Origin of the sequence: Bacillus sp. 7884-1 (assembly GCF_002272245.1) — a bacterium.
GTDB lineage: Bacteria > Bacillota > Bacilli > Bacillales > Cytobacillaceae > Neobacillus.
The window spans coordinates 23,827-44,018 of sequence record NZ_NPDD01000222.1; the positions used below are offsets into that span (position 1 = coordinate 23,827).

Genomic DNA, 20,192 nt, shown 5'->3' on the forward strand with positions numbered 1-20,192 from the left:
TAAGAAACCTTTAAAAAGGGGGGATGATGTATGCGAGCAAATTACAGAAGATGGTCAGAATATCCTTACCCAGGGGAAGAAAACCCTCCTCAAGGATCCTCAGAACCAAAAGATTGGCCAATGTTTTTTATTTTTAGAGAAAAAGACAATATTTTCTTAGACCCTTTTCGTCAGCGCATTAATTGGAGAATTAAAAATCCTAATGATATTGATTGGGAGAAAGAATTACCAATAGTAGAGGCAACATTAAAATTATTAACGCCAAGTCAAATACAAATTGCAAAATATTGGGGAACAGTGGAGATAACGGAGAGAATTTCTACTATGACCTGTGATTTAGCAGACAAGCATAGGCTGGGATCACCCAATATATCTAGGGTGTTAGGATTTCTTCATGCTTCATTAAATGATGCCTTTGTTATAACCTGGTATTTTAAATACCTTTGGGACGTGGCACGTCCAAACCAATATCGCAACGACATATCTCCTGTTTTGTCAACCCCTCGTTTCCCGTCCTATCCCTCTGCACACGCTACTGTGGCAGGTTGTGCAGAGGTTCTATTAAGTTATTTTTTTCCTGAAGAGGTATCTGAAATAAAGGGAAGAATGGAATTAAGTGCTCAATCTCGTCTATATGCAGGAGTCCATTTTAAAGTAGATAACGATGAAGGATTAGATTTAGGCAGACAAATTGGTGAAGTGGTTGTGAAAGTTTTAAGAGTGCAAAATGTAAAATTGAGGTAAAAGCGATGCTTAAAGCATCGCTTTTTTAGGCATAGTTTAACTTTTTACCTTAGCTTGGGTCGTTTTCATCTAAAGTCAAAACCGTCACATTCGTTGATTCCCCGTTCTCAATTTCCTCCTGAGTGGCATCTTGATTTAATATATCCTCAGTATTAATACCCTCCGCGAGAGTTGGTTCTCCTTTGGAATATGAATCTTTTTTCATATCAGTCACCCCAATCAATACATTTTGCGTTAAAAATAATCGCTAAATTTATTGTTCACAAAAAGGGAAAAAACATTCTTTTATTTGGGTAACTCATTAGTTAGACTCCTGTTTTCCCCCAAAAATCTTATATTTATCTATGATTCTGAATTCCAAATTGGTTACATAATTATAGACTAAAAAGATAGGACAAGGTGATGTTTATTTTTCAGAAATTTATAGCCACTATTATTGGCAGTTTGCTATTAGGAATTGGAGTAAACGGGTTTCTTGTGCCTAATCATTTAATTGATGGTGGAATCCTAGGAATTGCATTAATCCTTCATTATTTCTATCATTTTCAGACAGGAATGACCATGATCGCTTTGAGTGCCCCAATCTGTGTATTGTCAATACTGTGTGAGAAAAGTTATTTTCTTAGCAGTTTGCAGGGATTGTTGGTCTCTTCTTTATTTATTGATTTACTCTCACCTCTTCGTCATCAATTTATCATTTCTCAGCTTGGTAGTGCGTTAATAGGAGGAGTCATCATTGGAACGGGAGTTGGTTTGATGCTGCGGTATAAGTCGAGTACAGGGGGTACGGACTTACTCGCAAAAATCATTTCTGGAAGGTTTTCTTTAAATTTAGCACTTGTCATTATACTAATCGATGGAATTATTGTTTTAGCAGGTTTTAATGTACTGGAAACGGACAGCTTCCTTTATTCTTGTGTCGCTATAACCACTGTTGGGATAACAACTTTTCTGATTGAAAAGAAATATTGAACCAGTGATAAGTCAAAAGGGAACGGCTCATATATATATAATTACTACAGTTCTTTAAATTACTGAAGTTATTCGTTGTGCCTATGGGTTAACGCCTAATCTTGGGACAAACGCGGTACATAGTATGAGATTGTGGTTATTCAAAGGTGTGAGATATTTCTATTTCATTTGTAGGATGATAAAAAACAAACAGGGTGGGGGATTGTATCAAAATGAATGAGCCAAAACAAAACCATGATGCTTTGTTGGAATGGTGTAAAATCGCTGAGTTAAATTGGGAGAGTATGAATCAAAGGAATCCAGAACTTTTTAATCACGAAAGCTTTAAGGATTGGGAAGACTCCTGCCGCCAATTAAAAGCCAAATTACAGGGAAGCATAAACGCGGACCTCGATGATTATGAAACAGCTAAAAATTTATATGAACAATTAGGTTTGTTTTACCGTGAATCCAATGCGTATCAAGACGAGATAGAAATGGAAACTGACCTTCGTTTGGAATGGGAAGAGCAAATACCTGAAGAATGTTTAGAAACAGATGCTCTTCAAGAGGAGAGTGAGCTTGAATCTGAACGAAATATCGCTATGGAGGAACGAGAACAATACCGAGAAGAATTGTTGGAATGGAGTCATAACCTTTATTCAAATTGGAACAGTATGAAACCAAAGTTATCTATCCTTGTTGACAATGAAAGCTTAGAGGAATTAGATAAACTGTGCCGTCAAATAACAGAGCAATTACAGGAAGATATAAAACCTTTATACCCTCATATGAAAACACATGTGTTAAATAGTATTGCTCCTTTTGTAAAATATGGATTGCATGAAGCCAAACATACGTCATTTGCACATGCATTACAGGAAGTGGCTGCAATAACCTATTTAATGGGTAATGGTATGGATCCGCAGACCGCATATTTAACTGTTGAATCTTGGGAAATTAATGAGATGTTTTAAAATTGAATGGTTCAAAGTGAACACCGTTTGTAAACAATATCCAACATCAGGGGCAAATCCATTGGGTTAGCGCCTTTTTTTATGTAAAAAAACAGATGGAAGTCCTGTATAATCAAAAAAGAAGGAATTGTATTATAGAGAGAGAATTTAATATCATTATAGTAATATTGAATTTTTTTAGGAGGATATATGAAATTTGTTTTGATATTTGGTCCGCAGGCTGTTGGGAAAATGACAGTTGGGCAGGAATTAGCTAAAATAACTGGATTGAAGCTTTTTCATAATCACATGACGATTGAAATGGTTACCCCCATTTTTGACTTCGGTACGAAAGAAGGACAAAGATTAGTCAGCTTATTTCGGAAGGAAATATTTGAAACCGCAGCAAAAAGCGATTTGGAAGGCTTGATTTTTACCTATGTCTGGGCGTTTAACCATCCATCTGATTGGAACTATGTCAATGAAGTCTGTAAGATTTTTGAGTCAAGAGGCGGTACTGTTTACTTCGTCGAACTTGAGGCTGACCTGAATGAAAGACTTGAGCGAAATAAAAGTCCACATCGACTTGAGCATAAACCTACAAAAAGAAATATTGAATGGTCTGAAAATAATCTAAAGAAGTCATTGGAAAAATACAGATTAAATTCCTTAGAGGGAGAAATTACCAAAGAGGAATGAGTGCCGAAGAAGTAGCGAAAGTCATTAAAGACAAATTTCAGTTATAAATATCTGGTAAGTTTTAAGAAGAGGAGAACATTATGGAGACTAAATTCATCAAATTAACAAACCCTGACCAAACGCTTGTAGAGGTTTTTAATCGATGGGATAACGATCCCGAATTAATCCCGCTAACACGACCTAACCAAAACAGGGCTGCGTTAGAACGCCGTGACACCATGACCCTGGATGACTTAAAAAAAAGACTGGATCACCATCACACATATCTGATTTATCTTGATGACCTATTGATTGGTGAAATGAACTATATGGTTGATCCGAACCATCTCTACAAGAAAGAGGAAGGAACTGCCTGGATAGGCATTACCATTGGAGAACCGGAAGGACGAGGGAAAGGGATCGGGTACCACGCTATCCATTTCTTAGAAGAGGAGATTAAGAAGGATGGGTTAAATCGTGTAGAATTGGGCGTGTTTGAATTTAATACACAGGCTCGAAATCTGTATGAGAAGCTAGGCTACAAGGAAATCGGCCGAATCGGAAATTTCACCTATTGGGCTGATAAAATGTGGTTCGATATCCGTATGGAGAAGTACCTAGAAGAGAACTAGCTAATAGTCTTAATCGTAACGGCTGCAATTCTTAATTATGGAATGAATCTTTTTTTTAATCAATCATTTTTCTATAAAAGAAGAGGATGCGTAAAATGACGATACTTAGAATACTAGACACTCCAACCTTGTTGCTGGACCACCAAAAGCTGTTAAAGAACATAAGTGACATCGCTGACTTTGCAAAAGAACAGGGTGTCTCTTATCGGCCACATATCAAAACACACAAATCTGTGAAAATAGCACAGCTGCAGACAGAAGCTGGAGCTGTTGGAGTAACAACGGCTAAAATTAGTGAAGCCGAAGTAATGGCTGCAGGCGGGATTAAGGATATATTAATTGCCTATCCGATTTCAAGCCCAGACAAAATTAATAAAGTAATAAAGCTTTTACAAAAAGGAGTTCAACTAAAGGTGTCCGTAGACAATACGGAATCGTTAGGATATCTGCAAAAAGGACTAGAACATACGCCTTATACTTTAGAGGTTTGGATTAAAGTAAATTCTGGGCTCTATCGTTGTGGTGTTGAACCGGGTCAGGAAGCAGTCCAATTAGCAAAAGCTATTATGTCTCATTCTAAGCTAAAGCTGTGCGGGATATTTACCCATGCCGGACATTCTTATGCAGCAAAATCATATGATGAAATCGAAGCAATTGGAAATCAGGAAGGGTTTTCAGTGGTGGATAGTGCAAATGAGTGTGAAAAGGCTGGAATCCAAATTCCAATTCGCAGTGTCGGTTCCACCCCAACATATAAAATTTCAGGCAAAGTACCTGGAGTAACCGAAATTAGACCTGGTAATGCCGTGTTTTTCGATGCCATCCAAGCTGGATTAGGTGTAACAAGCATTGAGAATTGTGCTCTAACACTGCTTGCCTCTGTAGTAGGTATCTATAAAAATCGCATTATAATAGATACAGGCAGTAAGTCTCTTTGTTTAGACAAGGGTGCTCACGGAAATCAAACAGTCAGCGGGTTCGGACATATAATCGGACACCCTGAAGTCCTCATCGACCGATTATCAGAAGAGCATGGCGTAGGGGTTTTATTAAATGAAACAAACTTAAAGTTAAATGATAAAGTACAAATCATACCAAACCATGCCTGCACAGTAGTCAATCAGTTTAATGAATATGTGGTTCATGAAAATGGAAAAGTACTAGATGTGTGGAAAGTGGATGCACGTGGGATGGTAAAGTAAAAGGAACGTTGACTGGTTAAGAATAGAAGAGTTGAAATAGAGACCTCCTTCCTTGAGTGGATGGAGGTTTATTATTTTACTGTTGAGTAAACTTCTTATTGCTATAAAAGTCTAAATTGAAACATGACTTCGTGTTAGATATGATAGAGATAGGGGTAAATCCAATTTCTTAATAAAGCGGTCTTTTTTTTAGGGGGAAAATAATAATTATGATTTATCTACTTGTTTTTTTTGGTGCAATAGTGATTGGCATTACACTCTTTGTAACCATGCACCCAGTGTTTGGAGGAATCCCAAGTAAAATGGACCGAGAGAGGTACCGTCTTTGTAGTCATTATAAGAATGGAAAGTTTATCAATCAAAGCCCTACGGATATGAAGATGAGCATTTCTACCATTCTTTCGTTAATGAAAGACTCAATGACAGGAAGAAAGGACCGAAAACCCTCTAATCCAATTCCAATTTCTCTTGATTGGAAAAAAATAAAAAGTGATCAAGAAAGTTTAACTTGGTTTGGTCATTCAACTTTCCTAATTAGTATAGAGAGTAAAAAGATTTTAATCGACCCGATGTTTGGTCCATCGCCATCACCGGTTTCGTTTATTGGAAGCAAACGCTACAGTGAAGATTTATTGTATATTATTGAGGAGCTTCCTCATATCGACGCGGTTTTGATAACACATGACCATTATGATCATTTAGACTATCCATCTATTATGAGACTTAAGAATAAAGTGGGTACCTTCTTTGTTCCGCTTGGTGTAGGAGCTCACCTAATCAAGTGGGGAGTAGATAAAGATAGAATCACTGAATGTAATTGGTGGGATGAACTTGAATGGCAAGGTGTAACGATTGCTTCCGTACCTTCGCAGCATTTTTCCGGCAGGGGAGTATTGAATCGAGATACAACACTATGGAATGGCTGGGTGATTCTTGGGGAAAATCAGAGTATCTATACCAGTGGAGATGGCGGATATGGACCTCACTTTAAAAAAATTGGTGAAAAATATGGACCATTTGATCTTACTTTAATAGAAGGTGGTCAATATGATGAGCGGTGGTCAGCTATACATATGAGGCCAGAGGAATCTGTTCAAGCTCATCTTGATATTAAAGGCAAAAACATGATGCTGATTCATTGGGGTGCATTTACATTGGCGTATCATAGCTGGACAGATCCAGTAGAACGTGCAATATGTGCAGCAAAAGAAAAAGAAGTTATTCTTATCACACCAAGAATTGGAGAAACGCTTGTTCTGGATGGTAGTCTGCCAGCATCTAATACTTGGTGGAAATACCACAAAGCTTAAAACTCACTTGAGGTAAAGGGTTAGGATGTCAACCAAATTGACATCCTATTTCGGAATTTGTATAGTAGGTGGTGTAGAATATGATTGGAGTGAAACATTTGATTTCAAACTCTGAATTACAACATTTAGATCTGATTGACTTATTAAGTGAACGGCATAGTTTAGTTCGGAAAATTTCAGAAACGTCATGGAATAATCAAAGTGAGATCCATATTTCAAATTCAGAATGGTATATCATGGCAAGGATTTATAAAAGAAAGCCGAACATTTCGTATATTACAAAAAATGTAGAAATCTCTCGTCAGGCGATACATAAGTTTATCAATAAACTTTCTGAAAAAGGGTTAGTACAAGTTGAAAATGTTGAAAACAATAAGAAAGAAAAGTGTATCCAATTAACAGCATTAGGTGAGGAATGCTACGAAAAAAACGAGGCCCTGAAGGCTCAGCTTGAGAATAAAATTGCTGAAAAAATAGGTACTGAGCAAGTAAGTATACTGAAAGAAATATTAAAGCTAGATTGGAATATTTAATAATCTAAAACCCACGCTTTGTGTAGCATAGCGTGGGTTTTTTTAGTTAATTCCCTTAATTAATCTAATAATCATCTCATTTATATCTTCGTATGAACAGTTTAGTGAAATAGCTAATTCTTTAAATAATATATTTTGTGTATTAATTAAGAGTTTACGGTCTTGTTCATTAAGCTTCCTATCATGGAGTTCAACATCGATTTTTTTCCTCATCAATGTATTTATTAGTTTAGCAATCTCTATTCTTTCACCATGCTAATAAAATCGGAATATAAATTTAGACGAAGGTTAGGTTTGTCGTTCCATTCTATTCCTGGATATTTAAAGGATTCAAGTATTTCATGGGCTTCATCTTTATTGAGCAGATCAAGCATGGCTACTCTATCATTATCAATAGGAATACTAATGGTTAAATGATGTTTATTATCCATGGGATGTAAAACATAATAGCTTCTCGTAATCCCCGAAACGTTTTTCTCGCAAATATCACTAATTTTACATATGCCATGAGCGGAATAGATAACCAAATCTCCAATATTATACATTTGTTCACTCCTAAAAAATTGTCAACTAAGTTTATAATAACGTGAAATAAATATTTTGTCAACTTGGTTGACATCGAGAAAGAAAATTTGATATATTTAGCTGGTTCGTTCGTAAGTGGGGGTGTACAACGGAGATTGGATAATGGCTGATAATTGAAATTACGACTATCATTTCAGCACATAGATTAATATAAAAGGAGATTGTTATGAGTACACAAATTCAAGTTAAAAATCCAAAAACAATGGCATTTATTTTAATGTTAGGTGCCTTTGCAGGATTATTCGGTGAAACAGCATTGAACATGGCATTATCAAATATTATGGAACAATTTTCAGTTCCAGCTGCGACTGCACAGTGGCTGACAACAGGGTATTTATTAGTATTAGCAATTTTAGTGCCAATCTCAGCACTATTAATGAAATGGTTTACGACAAGACAATTAGTCATCGGGGGACTTGTTATTTCGTTGTTTGGTGCAATTTTAGCAGCGTTAAATATCAGTTTTAGTATTTTATTACTTGGTCGTGTCGTACAAGCAATTGGAACCGGTCTTTTATTACCGGTTATGTTGAGTGTGATGCTGCTTATTTTCCCAATTCAGAAGCGTGGAGTGGTAATGGGGCTTATGGGGCTTGTTATTACATTAGCTCCAGCCTTAGGACCAACACTTTCAGGAGTCATTATTAGTACATTAAGCTGGCCATATATTTTCTGGTTTAGTGCCATTGCTTATGTTTTACTGATCTTGGTTGCAACAGTTAAAATTGAGAATGTTTCGGAAATTACAAAACCTAAAATCGATGTTTCTTCCATTCTTTTATCAACAATTGGTTTTGGTGGATTAATTTTTGCCTTGAGTACGATGGCTGAAGTAGCTATTTCATCTCCTAAAGTATGGGCACCTTTACTAATAGGTATTATCGCACTACTATCATTTGGTATTCGTCAAAATAATATGGCTCAGCCTATGGTTAATTTACGTGTCTTTAATTATCCAATGTTCACATTAGGAACCTTAACGATGTTTCTTGGTATTTTAATTATTTTATCAACAGGTATTTTACTACCATTATATTTAAAAGGTGCTTTATTATTAAGTGCTGCGATGGCTGGATTATTATTACTTCCTGGTAATGCAGTCAACTTTATTCTTTCACCAATTGTAGGGGCTCTATTTGATAAAATCGGTGCGCGTCGTTTCACCATTATTGGCTTCATATTTGTCTTGATTGGGAATATCATTTTTCTTTCCACTATTTCAAGCCAAACTCCTGTATGGCAAATTGTAGTAGCGTTTATGATTTTATTCTTTGGGTTAACGATGGTCATGATGCCAGCCCAAACAAATGCAATGAATCAATTACCACGTGAGTTATATGGTGATGGATCAGCAGCAATGAATACATTGAATCAAGTAGCTGGGGCAGCTGGTACTGCAATTGCAATCACGGTATTTACAAGTGGTCAAAATAGTTATGTAATGGATTTTCCCAATGCAACTCAGCCTGAAATATTAGCTGCTGGAATTAAATATGCTTTCTACTTTATTACAGGGATTTCAGTAGTTGGATTAATAGTTTCTTTCTTTGTGAAAAAACCAAGCGTAGTAACGGAAAAATCTGCAGCAGCTGTGAAAACAACAGAACCAGTACGCAGTTTGTAAATTTAAAAGAAATCTAATCAAAAAACCATTCAGTTTACTTTTCGAATGGTTTCTTTTTTATGATGAGATTATCTTTTTTGAAATATTATGGATAATGTCTCCTCTGCTTAGCAAACCGATGACCCGGCCCGCTCCATTTACAACAGGGAGTTTTTTGAAATGATGCTGCGATAATAAACGGACTGCCTTATCAAACGCTTCATCAGGTGATACGTAGAGAAGATTTCTTTTGGTCATAATATCTTTTACAGGTGTGTCCAATTTTTCTTGTATAACATCTTCGAGTTCTTCCTCCTCTATTATATAAACAAGACCTGCAAGACCAGCGATACCCAGAGGTTTTGGAGCAAGGTAGCGTAATACATCTCCATCAGATATCATTCCTACCAAATGATCTTTATCATCAACAACAGGTACACCACCAATTCGATTTGAATTGAGTATATCCAGCAATTCCTTGACAGTATTCGAAGGTTTAACAGTAAAAACTTTTGTAATCATGAAATCTCTTACCTGCATTATATGTCCCTCTTTTCATGTTGCAATCGCATACATTCTATATTTAACAATAGCTTAACACAAATAAAACTGTGTTCTCTAATAAAAAAATATGTCGAATTTGAGTCCTAAGGGTGCAGTACAGATATGGAGGGGGAATTGTCAAGTATTCCTATTTTTCTTTTTGAACAGTATAATCGAAGGATGGGAGTTGAGATAAAATGAATGCAAAAGACATAGCTAATATCCGAAAGCAATTTAAATTAAACAATGATCTTATGAAAATTCGAGAAATCTTAAATGTTTATGTTCAGAAAGAGTCCGGTGAGATTTACCACTCAGTCATTTCACCGTTTGAAATGGTAGATCAGGAGTCACAAGAATTATTTTTAATGAATTTCAAAAAGGTTATGACAGGGGCTCTCGATGCCAAACTTTTTGAGCTGAAATTTCATCGGGATGTGGAAGATAGCACCCAAATGATCCTCTTTGATGGTTTGAAGACTGATACCACCGATGATTGGATTGATTATATGCACCAAATCGTTGGGAAAATGTTTGCTCATACGGTTTATGAATTTGATACAGTGGTGACGTTTATCCGGGGAGAATACCGAAAAGCGACGAAAAAACGTGACCTAGAATCAGAAGAAGGCGGGAATGATGAAGTGTATTCAAACGAGTTCATCCTCTGCAGTCTCAATAAAACCGATCAGCCGAAAAAAGCACTGGTTTTTGATTATATTGAAAGAGAATTTAGATCCAATAACGCCTTTGATCCGATTATTAATTTAGCACAACCATTGTCAGGATTTTTGTTCCCTGCTTTCAATGACAATGCTGCTGATGTGAACCATATCCTATATTGTGCAGGAAAAGCGAATCAACCAGATGAGACATTTATTGAGCAGGTACTCAATTGCGAAGAAATCATAACCGCTTTAGAGGAAAAGGATAGTTTTGAACTAATTCTGAATAAAGTCATCGGTGATACAGTAGATTCCCAGGTTATTTCTAACGTCTATGAGGAAATTGACAGGGTGGTCCAGGAGAGTAAAGAAAATGAAGAAAGTGAAGCACCTAAGTTGGATTCTCGGGATATCGAACGGATTTTAACGGTTAGCGGCGTTGAAAATGTAGATACTGCTAAAGTGGAACATGCATTCAAAGCAATCGTAGATGATGAAAAACATGAGCTAAAAGCGAGCAATTTAGTTCCTAAATCGGTAAAAATTGAAACAAAGGTTGCAAATTTATCACTCAGTCCGATGGATTTGAAGCATGTAAAATATATTATGTTCCAAGGAAAACGTTGTTTATTGTTGGAAATCGATGATGATGTTGTCGTTGAAGGATTCAGGCTAGAATCAGAAATACACTAATGTAGTAGGTCAGTCCCCCATGCTTTAACGCATTGGAGGATTGACCTTTTCTAATTTTTATAATCCTTTTGCAAATTTTTAGGAGAAAGATTGTATTCTTTTTTGAAGAGCCTATAAAAACTTGAATAGTCAGGAAAACCGCATTTTAAGGCAATTTTCTCTATCGGGATCTGCTTTTGTTTGATCATCGTTACCGCAAATGATAACCGTTTTAATGATACATACCGGTAAAACGGAAGGTTCATGTGTTTTTTAAAATAATGAGAAAAATAGTATTTATTTAAATGAAAATAGCTCGAAACCTTGTCTAAACTTAGATCGTGTTCTGTTAAATGTGATTCAATGTATTCCAGTATCGACACGAGCCTTTCGTCGTGTTCTTCCTTGTTACTTAGGTTTGGTAAACTACTCGCAGGATTAAATATGACCTGAAGCACTTGAAATAATAGATATTGTAAGGTGAAGGAAAAGTTTTCTTCACCATTTTTTATTCTATGAGTTATTTCATGAAGTAAAGATATGATATCTTGAAAGTTCACTGAATTCAAATGTAACACATAAGAACCTTGGGTCTTTTGAAAAACAATATTCTCATTCATAGACGGGGAAACTGTTACAAAATCTGCCATTAAACGATTATTAATGTTGATGATGATGCGTTCATAGTGATCAATATTCTTAACTATTGCCTGATGAACCGCATTAGGAGGCACCACCACTATATCCCCTCTCTTTAGAGTGTAGGTCTTTCCTTCACAAAAAAAATCACACTCACCTCCTAAAAATACTAGAATCTCCAAACAATCGTGAGTGTGTAAGCGAAATAAAGGATCCAATTGATAAAATCTTTCTGCTGATTCGTTATATTTTTTGAGCAAATTATAGGATTGATTTTTATGGCTAAAATCATGAATTTCAAAAGACTGATTGACTACTGGGATATGTATCGACTGTTTCATTTCTGTCTCCCTCTCATAAAGCAACAATTACAATATTTTTAGCAATAAATGATATTTTTTTATCACTTTTTGTTGTTATTATAACATTGTTAAGGAAATTGAAATAATGATAAATCCAAAATTGAGCACCCTACTAAGAGGGAATTTTTTGTTGAATCAATAGTCATGGATCAAGTATAGGAGGGGTTAAAGTGGAAAATAGCCACAAACAACCTGAATTAGAAGTCAGGGTCAAAAAAATCATTGAAATAGATGGATTGAAATTTAAAGACTTGAATAATAGTGGGAAACTAGAGCCTTACAAAGATTGGCGTTTGAGTCCAAAAGAACGTGCGGAGAATCTAGTCTCATTGATGAATATCGATGAAAAAGTCGGCATGATGCTGATTAATAGCCGTCCGATGGGGCTCTCTCAAAAAGATAAGAGCAAGACAAGCCATGATGGTGTGCTTGATGAAGCGATTATTGAAAAGGGTGAAACTATTTTTGCGCTTTCTAAAGTATATGGAACAACGCATACCATTGAAAACATGCATTTACGCCACTTTATCCTAAGAGACAATTGGAGTCCCTCTCAAATGGCTGAGTGGGTTAATAAAATGAATGAATTATGTGAGGGAACGCGTCTAGGTATTCCTTGTTTAATCGCATCTAATTCAAGAAACGAACATGCGGAAGCTGTGTTTGGCATGAATGATGCATCTGGTATTTTTTCGACCTGGCCAGGAACGTTAGGTCTTGCTGCAGCGGCTAAGGGAGATATGAAAAACGGCGGTGACGCATCACTTATTAGCCAATTTGCCCAAATAGCGCACGATGAGTGGGATGCAACGGGCTTACGCAAGGGATATATGTATATGGCTGATACTGTCACAGATCCTAGATGGCAGCGGATATATGGTACGTTTGGTGAGGACACGGAATTTATTTCGGATGCAATCGGCCGCCTCATTGACGGATTCCAAGGAGAGGAATTAGGAAAACATAGTATTGCTATGACAACCAAGCATTTTCCTGGCGGAGGAGCAAGGGAAAATGGATTTGATCCCCATTATGAAGAGGGTAAATGGAATCTATATCCAACTCCTGGAAGCTTAGAGCAGTATCATCTGCCACCGTTTCGGGCAGCAGTAGAACATGGCACTTCATCCTTTATGCCATATTATTCAATCCCTAGTATCAAGAAAAGTGTGGTGCAAGAATTCGAAGGGCAAGATATTCCTTTTGAAGAAGTTGGCTTTACTTTTAATCATTATTTCTTACAGCATATTCTCAGAGAAAAACTAGGGTTCAAAGGCTATATAAATAGCGATAGTGGTGTCACAAGTAAAATGAGCTGGGGCGTTGAACACTTAAGCGAGGCGGAACGGTTTGCCAAAGCCGTTAATGCCGGGACAGATCTTATTTCTGATTCAAATGATGTTGAAAATCTTAAAAAGGCCATCGAAAATGGCTGGATTAGCGAAAAGCGTATTAATGAAGCAAATGTAAGACTTCTTGCAGAAATGTTTACTTTAGGATTGTTTGATGATCGTACGTATGTTTCACCAGATTATGCTGCTTCAGTGGTTAGTACTCCCGCACATTGGGAAGCTGCTTATGAAGCACATAAAAAATCAGTAACGATTCTGAAGAATTCCAATCAGACATTACCTTTAAAAGCTGAAAACGTAAATGGGAAGAAGGTTTACGTGGAAGTTTTACACAAGGAAACTGAACGAGCTGCTTCTTATACCGAAAAGGCAAGGCAGGAATGCGAAGAACTTGGCCTATTTACACTGGTCAATAATTATGAAGAAGCGGATGTAGCTATTTTGTTCCTTCATCCAAAGTCTGGAGCTTATTTCAATGCAACACCAGGTCTGTTAGAACTTGAATTATGCGAAAATAAAACGTTAACAGCATTAGATGGTACAACCTATCAAGAAACTACGTTAACGGGTATGGATCATCTGAAGGAAGTTTGTGACAGTGTCCATGTTCGCGGAGGAAAAGTTATCATCAGTGTGAATTTCACATTGCCGTGGATTCTTGGAAATGTTGAACCATTAGCAGATGCGTTGATTGCTGGTTACGATACATTCATTAAGCCACAATTTGAGGTAATCGCTGACCAATTCCAACCAGTGGGTGTATTACCGCTAACATTGCCAGCAAGTGATGAAGTCATTGCGGTTGATGAAAATGGTAATTGTATGTCTCCAAATGATGTACCAGGCTATGACAAGGACAAATATATGCCTGAAGGTCTTTCATATGCTTATAAAGATAGTGATGGTAATGTTTATAAACTTGGATATGGCTTAACATATTAATAATATTAATTAAAAAATTTTAGCTAAGGTTTCTTGCCTTAGCTTTTTTATTTGCCTGATTGCTTAGGGATAAATTAAAGGAAAACTTTACCATAAAAAAGAAAGGGAATTAGGACTAACATTCATTTCATATATATGGGAAGGAAGTGTATTTAAGAGGAGGGACAAAATGGCAGCAAATCCCATTGTTGCTCGGTCTTTAGACGAAATTAAATTTTGGTCTAGGATTATGAAAGAACATTCTTTATTTTTAAGTCTTGGATTCACCTTTGAACAGAAACAATTAATTGAGGAAGCCCAGCAGTTTATGGCTTTATTCGAGAGAATTGAGGAGAAGCTATCTAGGTTTACGGTAAATTCGGATTTACGTCAAGTTCAAGCTTTTAATACCGAGGTTTATCAAGCAGCGGCATCAATTTATGGCTATAAAAGGAAGGTATTGGATTTAACACTTCGCTGTCAAATCAGGCATAACAATTTCCCTTTATTAATTGACCATATTAGCAGAGAAGCAGCATATTTTGCTAATCGGTTAAAGGAATTAAATGAAGGTATATTAGCCCCGACACCTGATTCAATTATTGAAGAAAATGTATTTTTCTTAAAGATTATGGCTGACCATGCAAAGTTTATCGGGCACCTTTTAGATCCTTCGGAAAGAAAGTTAGTTGAACAGGCGAGAGAGTTTAGTAATGATTTTGATAAGTTGTTGTTCCAGGCAGTTGATTTAGACTATATGCGACCACAATCTGAAACCAAACCATTACTCGGTCAATTTTTAAACCAAAATAAAGTATCCGTTGCTTCATTAAGGGATTTCAAGAAAACAGCAAGAGATTTAATAGAAGAATGTCGGATTAAGAGCAACATTCACCCACTCTTAGCTGACCATACATTTAGGGAAGCTTCGAGATTCCTAGAAATCATTGATATGTTTGAGGCTAGTCTAAGTAGAGCTTAATAAACTATAAAACCAAACCTCCCACATACAAGGGTGGAAGGTTTGGTTTATTTTCTTAAGTTGTTTTCTTTTATTACCTTTTTGGGTAACGCTTTCATCTGCATTCACTCAAGCCTCTTTGGATATTTTATCTTGGTCTAAAAGGTGGCCAACAAACGAGATTTCTTTTATCGTTACCGAAAGTTCCCCGGTTGGAATTTTTAACGAAATTTTTTCACCGTTATTTTTAAATAGAAGCTGTCTGCCTACTGGAGATAAGAAGGAAATATAACCACGATCCGGATCAGATTGCTCCGGGTAGCAAATGACATAATCCTCAGTTTCGTTATCCTCGTCATACAATACCGTGACCTTTGTCCCAATTAATACCTTCGGGAAAAATGAAATATGATTATTTTTTTGATTTACTTTTAATAAGTCCTCAACTTCTAACACATATAAATTAAAAAAATGTTTTAATCGGTCCTGTATAGGGGTTGATGAGAGATAAAGATTTGTTAGTTCCTTGATGTTTTCATCAATATAAATTAACTGTTGAACGAAGTAGTCTCTACTTTGGTAAGCACTATGGTTCATAGTAGATAACCCCCAGGCTTGGATTCAACTTTTTGCATAACTTCATTAATTTTTTCATTATTAATTCCTCCTAAATAAAAAAAATGAAACCTTCCATACAAGAAAGCAGATAGACCAACGTTAATATTGGCGTAGCTGTTTCTGTACAATAAAGAGGACTATAGCCCCTTTACTGAATGGAAGATATTAGTATTATTTTAACATATATTTACGGAAATATCATGAATACCGATCATTTGTTATTTAGAATTTACTTCAATGGAATTCAATCAAGAAAAAACAGCCTCTGAAATAGAGGCTGTCATTTATTTAATAATCCGCGCTTTACTTTTTAAAGTAACAGCGCCAGGCCTTTTTGAATATGAGTAGTCCAAAAACAATAAAAACTAGGAAGCCAATTAATGCAATAAGGATGTTCAGTATAGTTCCTAGGCTGCCTAAACCAAGTAAAGTAAAGAAGCCAGTTACGACATTCAAAATGGAAAGCAGCAACCAAACTACACCTGTTAAAAACCCAAGGAAAAGTCCCAAAATGCCACAGGAAGAATGACAATTACTCATAGAAATTCACCTCCTGACTATGGATGTTCAAGTTTATAATATGCGAAGGATGGACAGGGTGTTTTAAATAATCATGAAAAGGGGCACAAAATAGGCGTGTGAATTACGGTGACAATTACGGTGACAGGCACCGCCCGTGGACACTGTCAAATTACGGTGACAGGCACCGCCCGTAGACATTGTCCACCTCAGGTGGACAGTACTAGGCTTTCATGATTTACTCATGTTAAATATCTTACTTTGATTTGGGAAACTCTATGATTTATGGAGGGATAATAATGATGAAGACAAATAAAGTAGAGATTGTTAAATTAACTAGTGCAGAGATATCAGCATTATGGGCAACCAATATAAATGTCAGCGTAGTAATTTGTATGATGACCCACTTTTTGGAAACTTGTACGGATCCTGAGATTCTCAAACTGCTTGAAGAAACCAAGCAGTTGGCTGAAAAACATATGAATGAAATAGAACAGGTTTTTGTAAAGGAAAAAATTGTTGTTCCTGAAGCTTTTAAGGCAGAGAAACATGTTGTCCATAAAGCTCCTAAACTTTTTTCTGATATCTATTATATACAGTGTGTCCTGCAAATGAGTAAATTTGGGGTTGCATCCCATACGTTGGGTTTAACTATTTCAGCACGAGAAGATATGCGAATTTTGTATAAAAACCTGATGGATGATGTGTCTCAGCTATATAATCATGTCGTTAGCGTCATGCAGGAAAAAGGAATATATGTGCGAATGCCTTTTATGAATTATCCAAATGAAATTGATTTTATTAACAAAGAAAACTTTTTGACAGGTTGGTTCGGACGAAGACGGTCATTATTAGGAATAGAAGTCACACATTTAATGATTAATGCATTTCAGAATGAAATGGGAATGCAATTGTGCACCGGTTTTTCACAAGTAACTCAAGACGTGGAACTTCGTGAATATTTTCTTCGAGGAAAAAATTTATGCAAACATATCGTAAGCTCCATTTATGATGTAATGGAAGAAAGTGAAGTGCCAGCTGCCATCACATGGGATCAAGGTGTCACCAATTCGACTGTTGCGCCATTTTCTGATCAATTTATGCTGTTTATCATAGGAATCCTTTCAAATCTCGGCATTGCAGCATATGGAGTAGGATTATCATCAACCATGCGTAGAGATATTTCTGCCATGTACGCTAATTTTCTAACAAAAACCGGGGCCTTTGGAGAAGATGGAATGAATTTAATGATTGAAAGAAAATGGATGGAGCAGCCTCCACAATTTGAAGCTGCTAAATGAAATACATTTGCTTAGGAGTACAAAATGAAGATATTATTAACACCACCTGCTCTATTAGTCTTAGATGTTCAAAAAGGTTTTGATGACCCCTTTTGGGGGGACCGTAATAATCCGCAAGCAGAGGATATATTAAAGCTTTTAACTGAGTGGAGAAAACGGGGCTGGGAGGTCATTTATTCACAGCATTTATCGTTATTGCCTAAATCGCCTTTCAATTATCAAAATAGAACAGGTGTTGAATTCAAAGAAATCATTAAACCTTTACCACAAGAGGTTGTTTTTCAAAAGAATATTAATAGTGCGTTCATTGGGACAGAATTAGAATCGTACTTAAGAGATAAACTGATTACTTCCGTTATGATAACAGGGTTATCAACACAACACTGTGTTTCTACGACCACAAGAATGAGTGGTAATTTAGGATTTGAAACGTTTCTTGTAGAAGATGCAACTGCTGCATTCGAAATTACCGACCATAATGGGACTACACATACTCCGGAGGATGTACATAAGTATGAAATTGCAGCTTTACATAAGGAGTTTGCAACGATTGTTGATACCAATGAGGTTTTGGCGCAGATTCAGCAACTAAACCCTAATCCGTAGAATCGTTTATGATAAAAAGAGGAGTAAGAGCAGTGTGCAACTGCTCTTTTTCTTGTGTGATTTAGTATCGGACTGTAAAATAACTATCAATCATACAGATTGAGGGACAATTTAATGAAGAGGTATAAATTAATAGAGAATTACAGGGGTATTCATAAGAAAGGAACTATTTTCTTTCTTATCGCAGAATCAGAGTTTATTGGTGTGAAAGAATTTGTGCTACAAACCTTGAATTTAGACGGCAAAATCATTCTCTCTGAAAAAGAACTGAGGGATTATTTTAGGGAATTATTTTAATTAATTCGGAAAATAAATAATTCTTAGTAAAAATACATTTTTCATATGAAATATTTTTATTTTTGAGCTAAAATTACTTTAGAATCATATATATCGACACTCTATCCAATAAAATTTAGGAGTTGGATGAAGATGTGGTCATTTATTTTCAAAAGGAAAAATAAAGACAGGATAGAAAGTTCGAATGTTATCTCCTTACAAAAAGGTACAAAAGAAACCGAAATTGAAAGAATTTCAACCCTACTTAAGGAAGTGCTTTGCGAAACTTCTAAAGAAATAGTTTTTTTATGTGTTGGAACAGATCGGTCCACAGGTGATGCACTTGGCCCCTTGGTGGGGACCATGCTGAAGGAAAAAAATATTCCTTTTCCAGTCTATGGAACATTAGAACAGCCTGTTCATGCACTAAATATAAAGAAAGTTATCAAGGATATCCATCAAAGATATGAAGAACCTTTTATTTTTGGAATCGACGCTTGTTTAGGTGATGAAGGGAAAATAGGGTCCGTTTTTATAAAAGAGGGAGCCTTTATCCCAGGAAATGCGGTAAATAACGTATTACCAAGTGTGGGTAATTACCACTTGAAGGCAATCGTCAATTATCTGGACCCCATCTCACCGGTACAGTCACTAAATAGCACACGTTTGTATACCGTTAAAACTCTTGCGGAAATAGTAACAGAGATTATCACCAGGGCTGCATTTGAGGTTAGGAACCTTCAAAATGACCAAGTAACTTAATTTTTTTAGTAAGAAGTGTTATCAGAAGATCTTCCTGCTAGGGAAATATTTCAAGTAAATGTTATAATTGGTATTAAGTATACCGAGTAGGAAGAGGGAGGAAATATGGTAAGTAACTGGACGGAGGATAATTTAATCTCGATTCGTGAGAGGGTTTATATCCACATTAAAGATTTGATTTTAGAAGGAGAGTTCAAAGCAGGCGATCGATTGGTGGAAAGGGAGCTGGCAGAAAGACTGAATATTAGTCGGACACCTATTCGTGAAGCATTATTTCGCTTAGAATCGCAAGGGTTTGTGAAAACCGTACCTAGAAAAGGTGTAATTGTTGCAGATATCTCGGAAAAAGAAATCATTGAGGTATTTACAATTCTTGCATCCCTAGAAGTATTGGCAGCAAAATTAGCTGTCCAGAAGTTAGACGACGTAACAAAAAATAAATTTATTGAATGTATTAAAAAAGTGGAAGCTGCCTTGCAAGATAAGAGAGAATCAGATTACGCAGATATACACTTTGAAATAAATCATCTGTTATACAGTGCTGCAAAGAATACTAAACTATATGAGATTCTAAGTGGATTATCGGATTATATAAAAGCATTTGCAAAGCTTGGCCATAAAAAAACCGGAAGAGCAGAACAAGCAATGGAAGAGCATATAAAAATTATGGAAGCCATTGTAAATCAAGAAACAGAAATGGCAGAATTTCTTACAAAAATTCATATTGAAAATGCAAGAAAAGCTTACATTGAATCTGTTAAAAAGGGATAAGGGAATAAACAAATAAAGAAAGAGCTAAGA

23 protein-coding genes and 1 pseudogene are annotated in these 20,192 nt (G+C 36.1%); 17 read left to right on the forward strand and 7 right to left on the reverse strand.

Annotation, left to right across the window (positions count from 1 at the left end):
• Positions 1–30 precede the first annotated feature (30 nt).
• The gene (locus CHI06_RS24370; RefSeq protein WP_095251153.1) at positions 31–744 is read left to right on the forward strand and encodes a vanadium-dependent haloperoxidase; all 714 of its coding nucleotides are present in this window, start codon (positions 31–33) and stop codon (positions 742–744) included.
• A gap of 49 nt (positions 745–793) precedes the next feature.
• Here CHI06_RS24370 and CHI06_RS30030 read toward each other — a convergent pair whose 3' ends face one another.
• A complete protein-coding gene (locus CHI06_RS30030; RefSeq protein WP_179292766.1) occupies positions 794–949 on the reverse strand; it encodes a hypothetical protein in 156 nt (51 codons plus the stop codon).
• Positions 950–1,146: 197 nt separating this feature from the next.
• Here CHI06_RS30030 and CHI06_RS24375 point away from each other — a divergent pair, with 197 nt between their 5' ends.
• From CHI06_RS24375 to CHI06_RS24405, 7 genes and pseudogenes are all read left to right on the forward strand, one after another.
• A complete protein-coding gene (locus CHI06_RS24375) occupies positions 1,147–1,716 on the forward strand; it encodes a YitT family protein (protein ID WP_179292767.1) in 570 nt (189 codons plus the stop codon).
• A 212-nt stretch (positions 1,717–1,928) separates the two neighbouring features.
• Complete coding sequence (locus tag CHI06_RS30790; RefSeq protein ID WP_257009444.1) at positions 1,929–2,672, forward strand: hypothetical protein; 744 nt, start codon at positions 1,929–1,931, stop codon at positions 2,670–2,672.
• Between the two features lie 189 nt (positions 2,673–2,861).
• Positions 2,862–3,397 (forward strand): annotated as a pseudogene (locus CHI06_RS24385) (shikimate kinase).
• A 33-nt stretch (positions 3,398–3,430) separates the two neighbouring features.
• Positions 3,431–3,961, forward strand: coding sequence for a GNAT family N-acetyltransferase (locus CHI06_RS24390; RefSeq protein ID WP_095251154.1), 531 nt, complete (start codon positions 3,431–3,433; stop codon positions 3,959–3,961).
• A gap of 95 nt (positions 3,962–4,056) precedes the next feature.
• Positions 4,057–5,163 carry a D-TA family PLP-dependent enzyme gene (locus tag CHI06_RS24395; protein WP_095251155.1) on the forward strand — a complete coding sequence of 369 codons (1,107 nt, stop codon included), beginning with the start codon at positions 4,057–4,059 and terminating at the stop codon, positions 5,161–5,163.
• Between the two features lie 209 nt (positions 5,164–5,372).
• Entirely contained in the window at positions 5,373–6,473 is a 1,101-nt protein-coding gene (locus CHI06_RS24400; RefSeq protein ID WP_095251156.1) for an MBL fold metallo-hydrolase, read from the forward strand.
• 80 nt (positions 6,474–6,553) lie between these two features.
• Positions 6,554–7,006, forward strand: a complete 453-nt coding sequence (locus tag CHI06_RS24405; RefSeq protein WP_095251157.1) for a MarR family winged helix-turn-helix transcriptional regulator — start codon at positions 6,554–6,556, stop codon at positions 7,004–7,006.
• A 42-nt stretch (positions 7,007–7,048) separates the two neighbouring features.
• Here CHI06_RS24405 and CHI06_RS31190 read toward each other — a convergent pair whose 3' ends face one another.
• Entirely contained in the window at positions 7,049–7,219 is a 171-nt protein-coding gene (locus CHI06_RS31190; protein ID WP_373558170.1) for a hypothetical protein, read from the reverse strand.
• 26 nt (positions 7,220–7,245) lie between these two features.
• Positions 7,246–7,551 (reverse strand): CarD family transcriptional regulator, encoded by a 306-nt coding sequence (locus CHI06_RS30990; protein WP_306453845.1) that lies wholly within the window; start codon positions 7,549–7,551, stop codon positions 7,246–7,248.
• Positions 7,552–7,757: 206 nt separating this feature from the next.
• Here CHI06_RS30990 and CHI06_RS24415 point away from each other — a divergent pair, with 206 nt between their 5' ends.
• Positions 7,758–9,215, forward strand: coding sequence for a DHA2 family efflux MFS transporter permease subunit (locus CHI06_RS24415; protein WP_095251158.1), 1,458 nt, complete (start codon positions 7,758–7,760; stop codon positions 9,213–9,215).
• Between the two features lie 57 nt (positions 9,216–9,272).
• On the opposite strand, the gene CHI06_RS24420 is transcribed toward CHI06_RS24415, so the two are convergent.
• A complete protein-coding gene (locus CHI06_RS24420) occupies positions 9,273–9,734 on the reverse strand; it encodes a CBS domain-containing protein (protein ID WP_095251159.1) in 462 nt (153 codons plus the stop codon).
• A gap of 200 nt (positions 9,735–9,934) precedes the next feature.
• Between CHI06_RS24420 and CHI06_RS24425 the strand changes: the two genes are divergently transcribed.
• A complete protein-coding gene (locus CHI06_RS24425; protein ID WP_095251160.1) occupies positions 9,935–11,095 on the forward strand; it encodes a DUF4317 domain-containing protein in 1,161 nt (386 codons plus the stop codon).
• 50 nt (positions 11,096–11,145) lie between these two features.
• On the opposite strand, the gene CHI06_RS24430 is transcribed toward CHI06_RS24425, so the two are convergent.
• Positions 11,146–12,054, reverse strand: coding sequence for a helix-turn-helix domain-containing protein (locus CHI06_RS24430; RefSeq protein WP_095251161.1), 909 nt, complete (start codon positions 12,052–12,054; stop codon positions 11,146–11,148).
• Positions 12,055–12,245: 191 nt separating this feature from the next.
• Here CHI06_RS24430 and CHI06_RS24435 point away from each other — a divergent pair, with 191 nt between their 5' ends.
• Both CHI06_RS24435 and CHI06_RS24440 read left to right on the forward strand, forming a co-directional pair.
• Positions 12,246–14,369 carry a glycoside hydrolase family 3 protein gene (locus CHI06_RS24435; RefSeq protein ID WP_095251162.1) on the forward strand — a complete coding sequence of 708 codons (2,124 nt, stop codon included), beginning with the start codon at positions 12,246–12,248 and terminating at the stop codon, positions 14,367–14,369.
• A gap of 169 nt (positions 14,370–14,538) precedes the next feature.
• On the forward strand, positions 14,539–15,330 hold the full coding sequence (locus CHI06_RS24440) for a DUF2935 domain-containing protein (RefSeq protein ID WP_095251163.1): 792 nt from the start codon (positions 14,539–14,541) through the stop codon (positions 15,328–15,330).
• Positions 15,331–15,438: 108 nt separating this feature from the next.
• Here the strand turns inward: CHI06_RS24440 and CHI06_RS24445 are convergent, their stop codons facing one another.
• On the reverse strand, positions 15,439–15,906 hold the full coding sequence (locus CHI06_RS24445; protein WP_095251164.1) for a GreA/GreB family elongation factor: 468 nt from the start codon (positions 15,904–15,906) through the stop codon (positions 15,439–15,441).
• A gap of 324 nt (positions 15,907–16,230) precedes the next feature.
• Entirely contained in the window at positions 16,231–16,467 is a 237-nt protein-coding gene (locus CHI06_RS24450; protein WP_095251165.1) for an ABC transporter, read from the reverse strand.
• 278 nt (positions 16,468–16,745) lie between these two features.
• On the opposite strand from CHI06_RS24450, the gene CHI06_RS24455 reads away from it, so the two are divergent.
• From CHI06_RS24455 to CHI06_RS24475, 5 genes are all read left to right on the forward strand, one after another.
• Entirely contained in the window at positions 16,746–17,747 is a 1,002-nt protein-coding gene (locus CHI06_RS24455; RefSeq protein ID WP_257009445.1) for a DUF3231 family protein, read from the forward strand.
• A gap of 24 nt (positions 17,748–17,771) precedes the next feature.
• The gene (locus CHI06_RS24460) at positions 17,772–18,353 is read left to right on the forward strand and encodes a cysteine hydrolase family protein (RefSeq protein ID WP_095251166.1); all 582 of its coding nucleotides are present in this window, start codon (positions 17,772–17,774) and stop codon (positions 18,351–18,353) included.
• Positions 18,354–18,467: 114 nt separating this feature from the next.
• Entirely contained in the window at positions 18,468–18,650 is a 183-nt protein-coding gene (locus CHI06_RS24465; RefSeq protein WP_095251167.1) for a hypothetical protein, read from the forward strand.
• Between the two features lie 132 nt (positions 18,651–18,782).
• The gene (gene yyaC / locus CHI06_RS24470) at positions 18,783–19,391 is read left to right on the forward strand and encodes a spore protease YyaC (protein ID WP_095251168.1); all 609 of its coding nucleotides are present in this window, start codon (positions 18,783–18,785) and stop codon (positions 19,389–19,391) included.
• Positions 19,392–19,496: 105 nt separating this feature from the next.
• Positions 19,497–20,162 (forward strand): GntR family transcriptional regulator, encoded by a 666-nt coding sequence (locus tag CHI06_RS24475; RefSeq protein WP_095251169.1) that lies wholly within the window; start codon positions 19,497–19,499, stop codon positions 20,160–20,162.
• Positions 20,163–20,192 lie beyond the last annotated feature (30 nt).

Coding starts and splice junctions, on each gene's coding strand:
- CHI06_RS24370 (WP_095251153.1), top strand. CDS start 31: ATGCGAGCAAATTACAGAAGATGGTCAGAATATCCTTACCCAGGGGAA.
- CHI06_RS30030 (WP_179292766.1), bottom strand. CDS start 949: ATGAAAAAAGATTCATATTCCAAAGGAGAACCAACTCTCGCGGAGGGT.
- CHI06_RS24375 (WP_179292767.1), top strand. CDS start 1,147: ATGTTTATTTTTCAGAAATTTATAGCCACTATTATTGGCAGTTTGCTA.
- CHI06_RS30790 (WP_257009444.1), top strand. CDS start 1,929: ATGAATGAGCCAAAACAAAACCATGATGCTTTGTTGGAATGGTGTAAA.
- CHI06_RS24390 (WP_095251154.1), top strand. CDS start 3,431: ATGGAGACTAAATTCATCAAATTAACAAACCCTGACCAAACGCTTGTA.
- CHI06_RS24395 (WP_095251155.1), top strand. CDS start 4,057: ATGACGATACTTAGAATACTAGACACTCCAACCTTGTTGCTGGACCAC.
- CHI06_RS24400 (WP_095251156.1), top strand. CDS start 5,373: ATGATTTATCTACTTGTTTTTTTTGGTGCAATAGTGATTGGCATTACA.
- CHI06_RS24405 (WP_095251157.1), top strand. CDS start 6,554: ATGATTGGAGTGAAACATTTGATTTCAAACTCTGAATTACAACATTTA.
- CHI06_RS31190 (WP_373558170.1), bottom strand. CDS start 7,219: ATGAGGAAAAAAATCGATGTTGAACTCCATGATAGGAAGCTTAATGAA.
- CHI06_RS30990 (WP_306453845.1), bottom strand. CDS start 7,551: ATGTATAATATTGGAGATTTGGTTATCTATTCCGCTCATGGCATATGT.
- CHI06_RS24415 (WP_095251158.1), top strand. CDS start 7,758: ATGAGTACACAAATTCAAGTTAAAAATCCAAAAACAATGGCATTTATT.
- CHI06_RS24420 (WP_095251159.1), bottom strand. CDS start 9,734: ATGCAGGTAAGAGATTTCATGATTACAAAAGTTTTTACTGTTAAACCT.
- CHI06_RS24425 (WP_095251160.1), top strand. CDS start 9,935: ATGAATGCAAAAGACATAGCTAATATCCGAAAGCAATTTAAATTAAAC.
- CHI06_RS24430 (WP_095251161.1), bottom strand. CDS start 12,054: ATGAAACAGTCGATACATATCCCAGTAGTCAATCAGTCTTTTGAAATT.
- CHI06_RS24440 (WP_095251163.1), top strand. CDS start 14,539: ATGGCAGCAAATCCCATTGTTGCTCGGTCTTTAGACGAAATTAAATTT.
- CHI06_RS24445 (WP_095251164.1), bottom strand. CDS start 15,906: ATGAACCATAGTGCTTACCAAAGTAGAGACTACTTCGTTCAACAGTTA.
- CHI06_RS24450 (WP_095251165.1), bottom strand. CDS start 16,467: ATGAGTAATTGTCATTCTTCCTGTGGCATTTTGGGACTTTTCCTTGGG.
- CHI06_RS24455 (WP_257009445.1), top strand. CDS start 16,746: ATGATGAAGACAAATAAAGTAGAGATTGTTAAATTAACTAGTGCAGAG.
- CHI06_RS24460 (WP_095251166.1), top strand. CDS start 17,772: ATGAAGATATTATTAACACCACCTGCTCTATTAGTCTTAGATGTTCAA.
- CHI06_RS24465 (WP_095251167.1), top strand. CDS start 18,468: ATGAAGAGGTATAAATTAATAGAGAATTACAGGGGTATTCATAAGAAA.
- yyaC (WP_095251168.1), top strand. CDS start 18,783: ATGTGGTCATTTATTTTCAAAAGGAAAAATAAAGACAGGATAGAAAGT.
- CHI06_RS24475 (WP_095251169.1), top strand. CDS start 19,497: ATGGTAAGTAACTGGACGGAGGATAATTTAATCTCGATTCGTGAGAGG.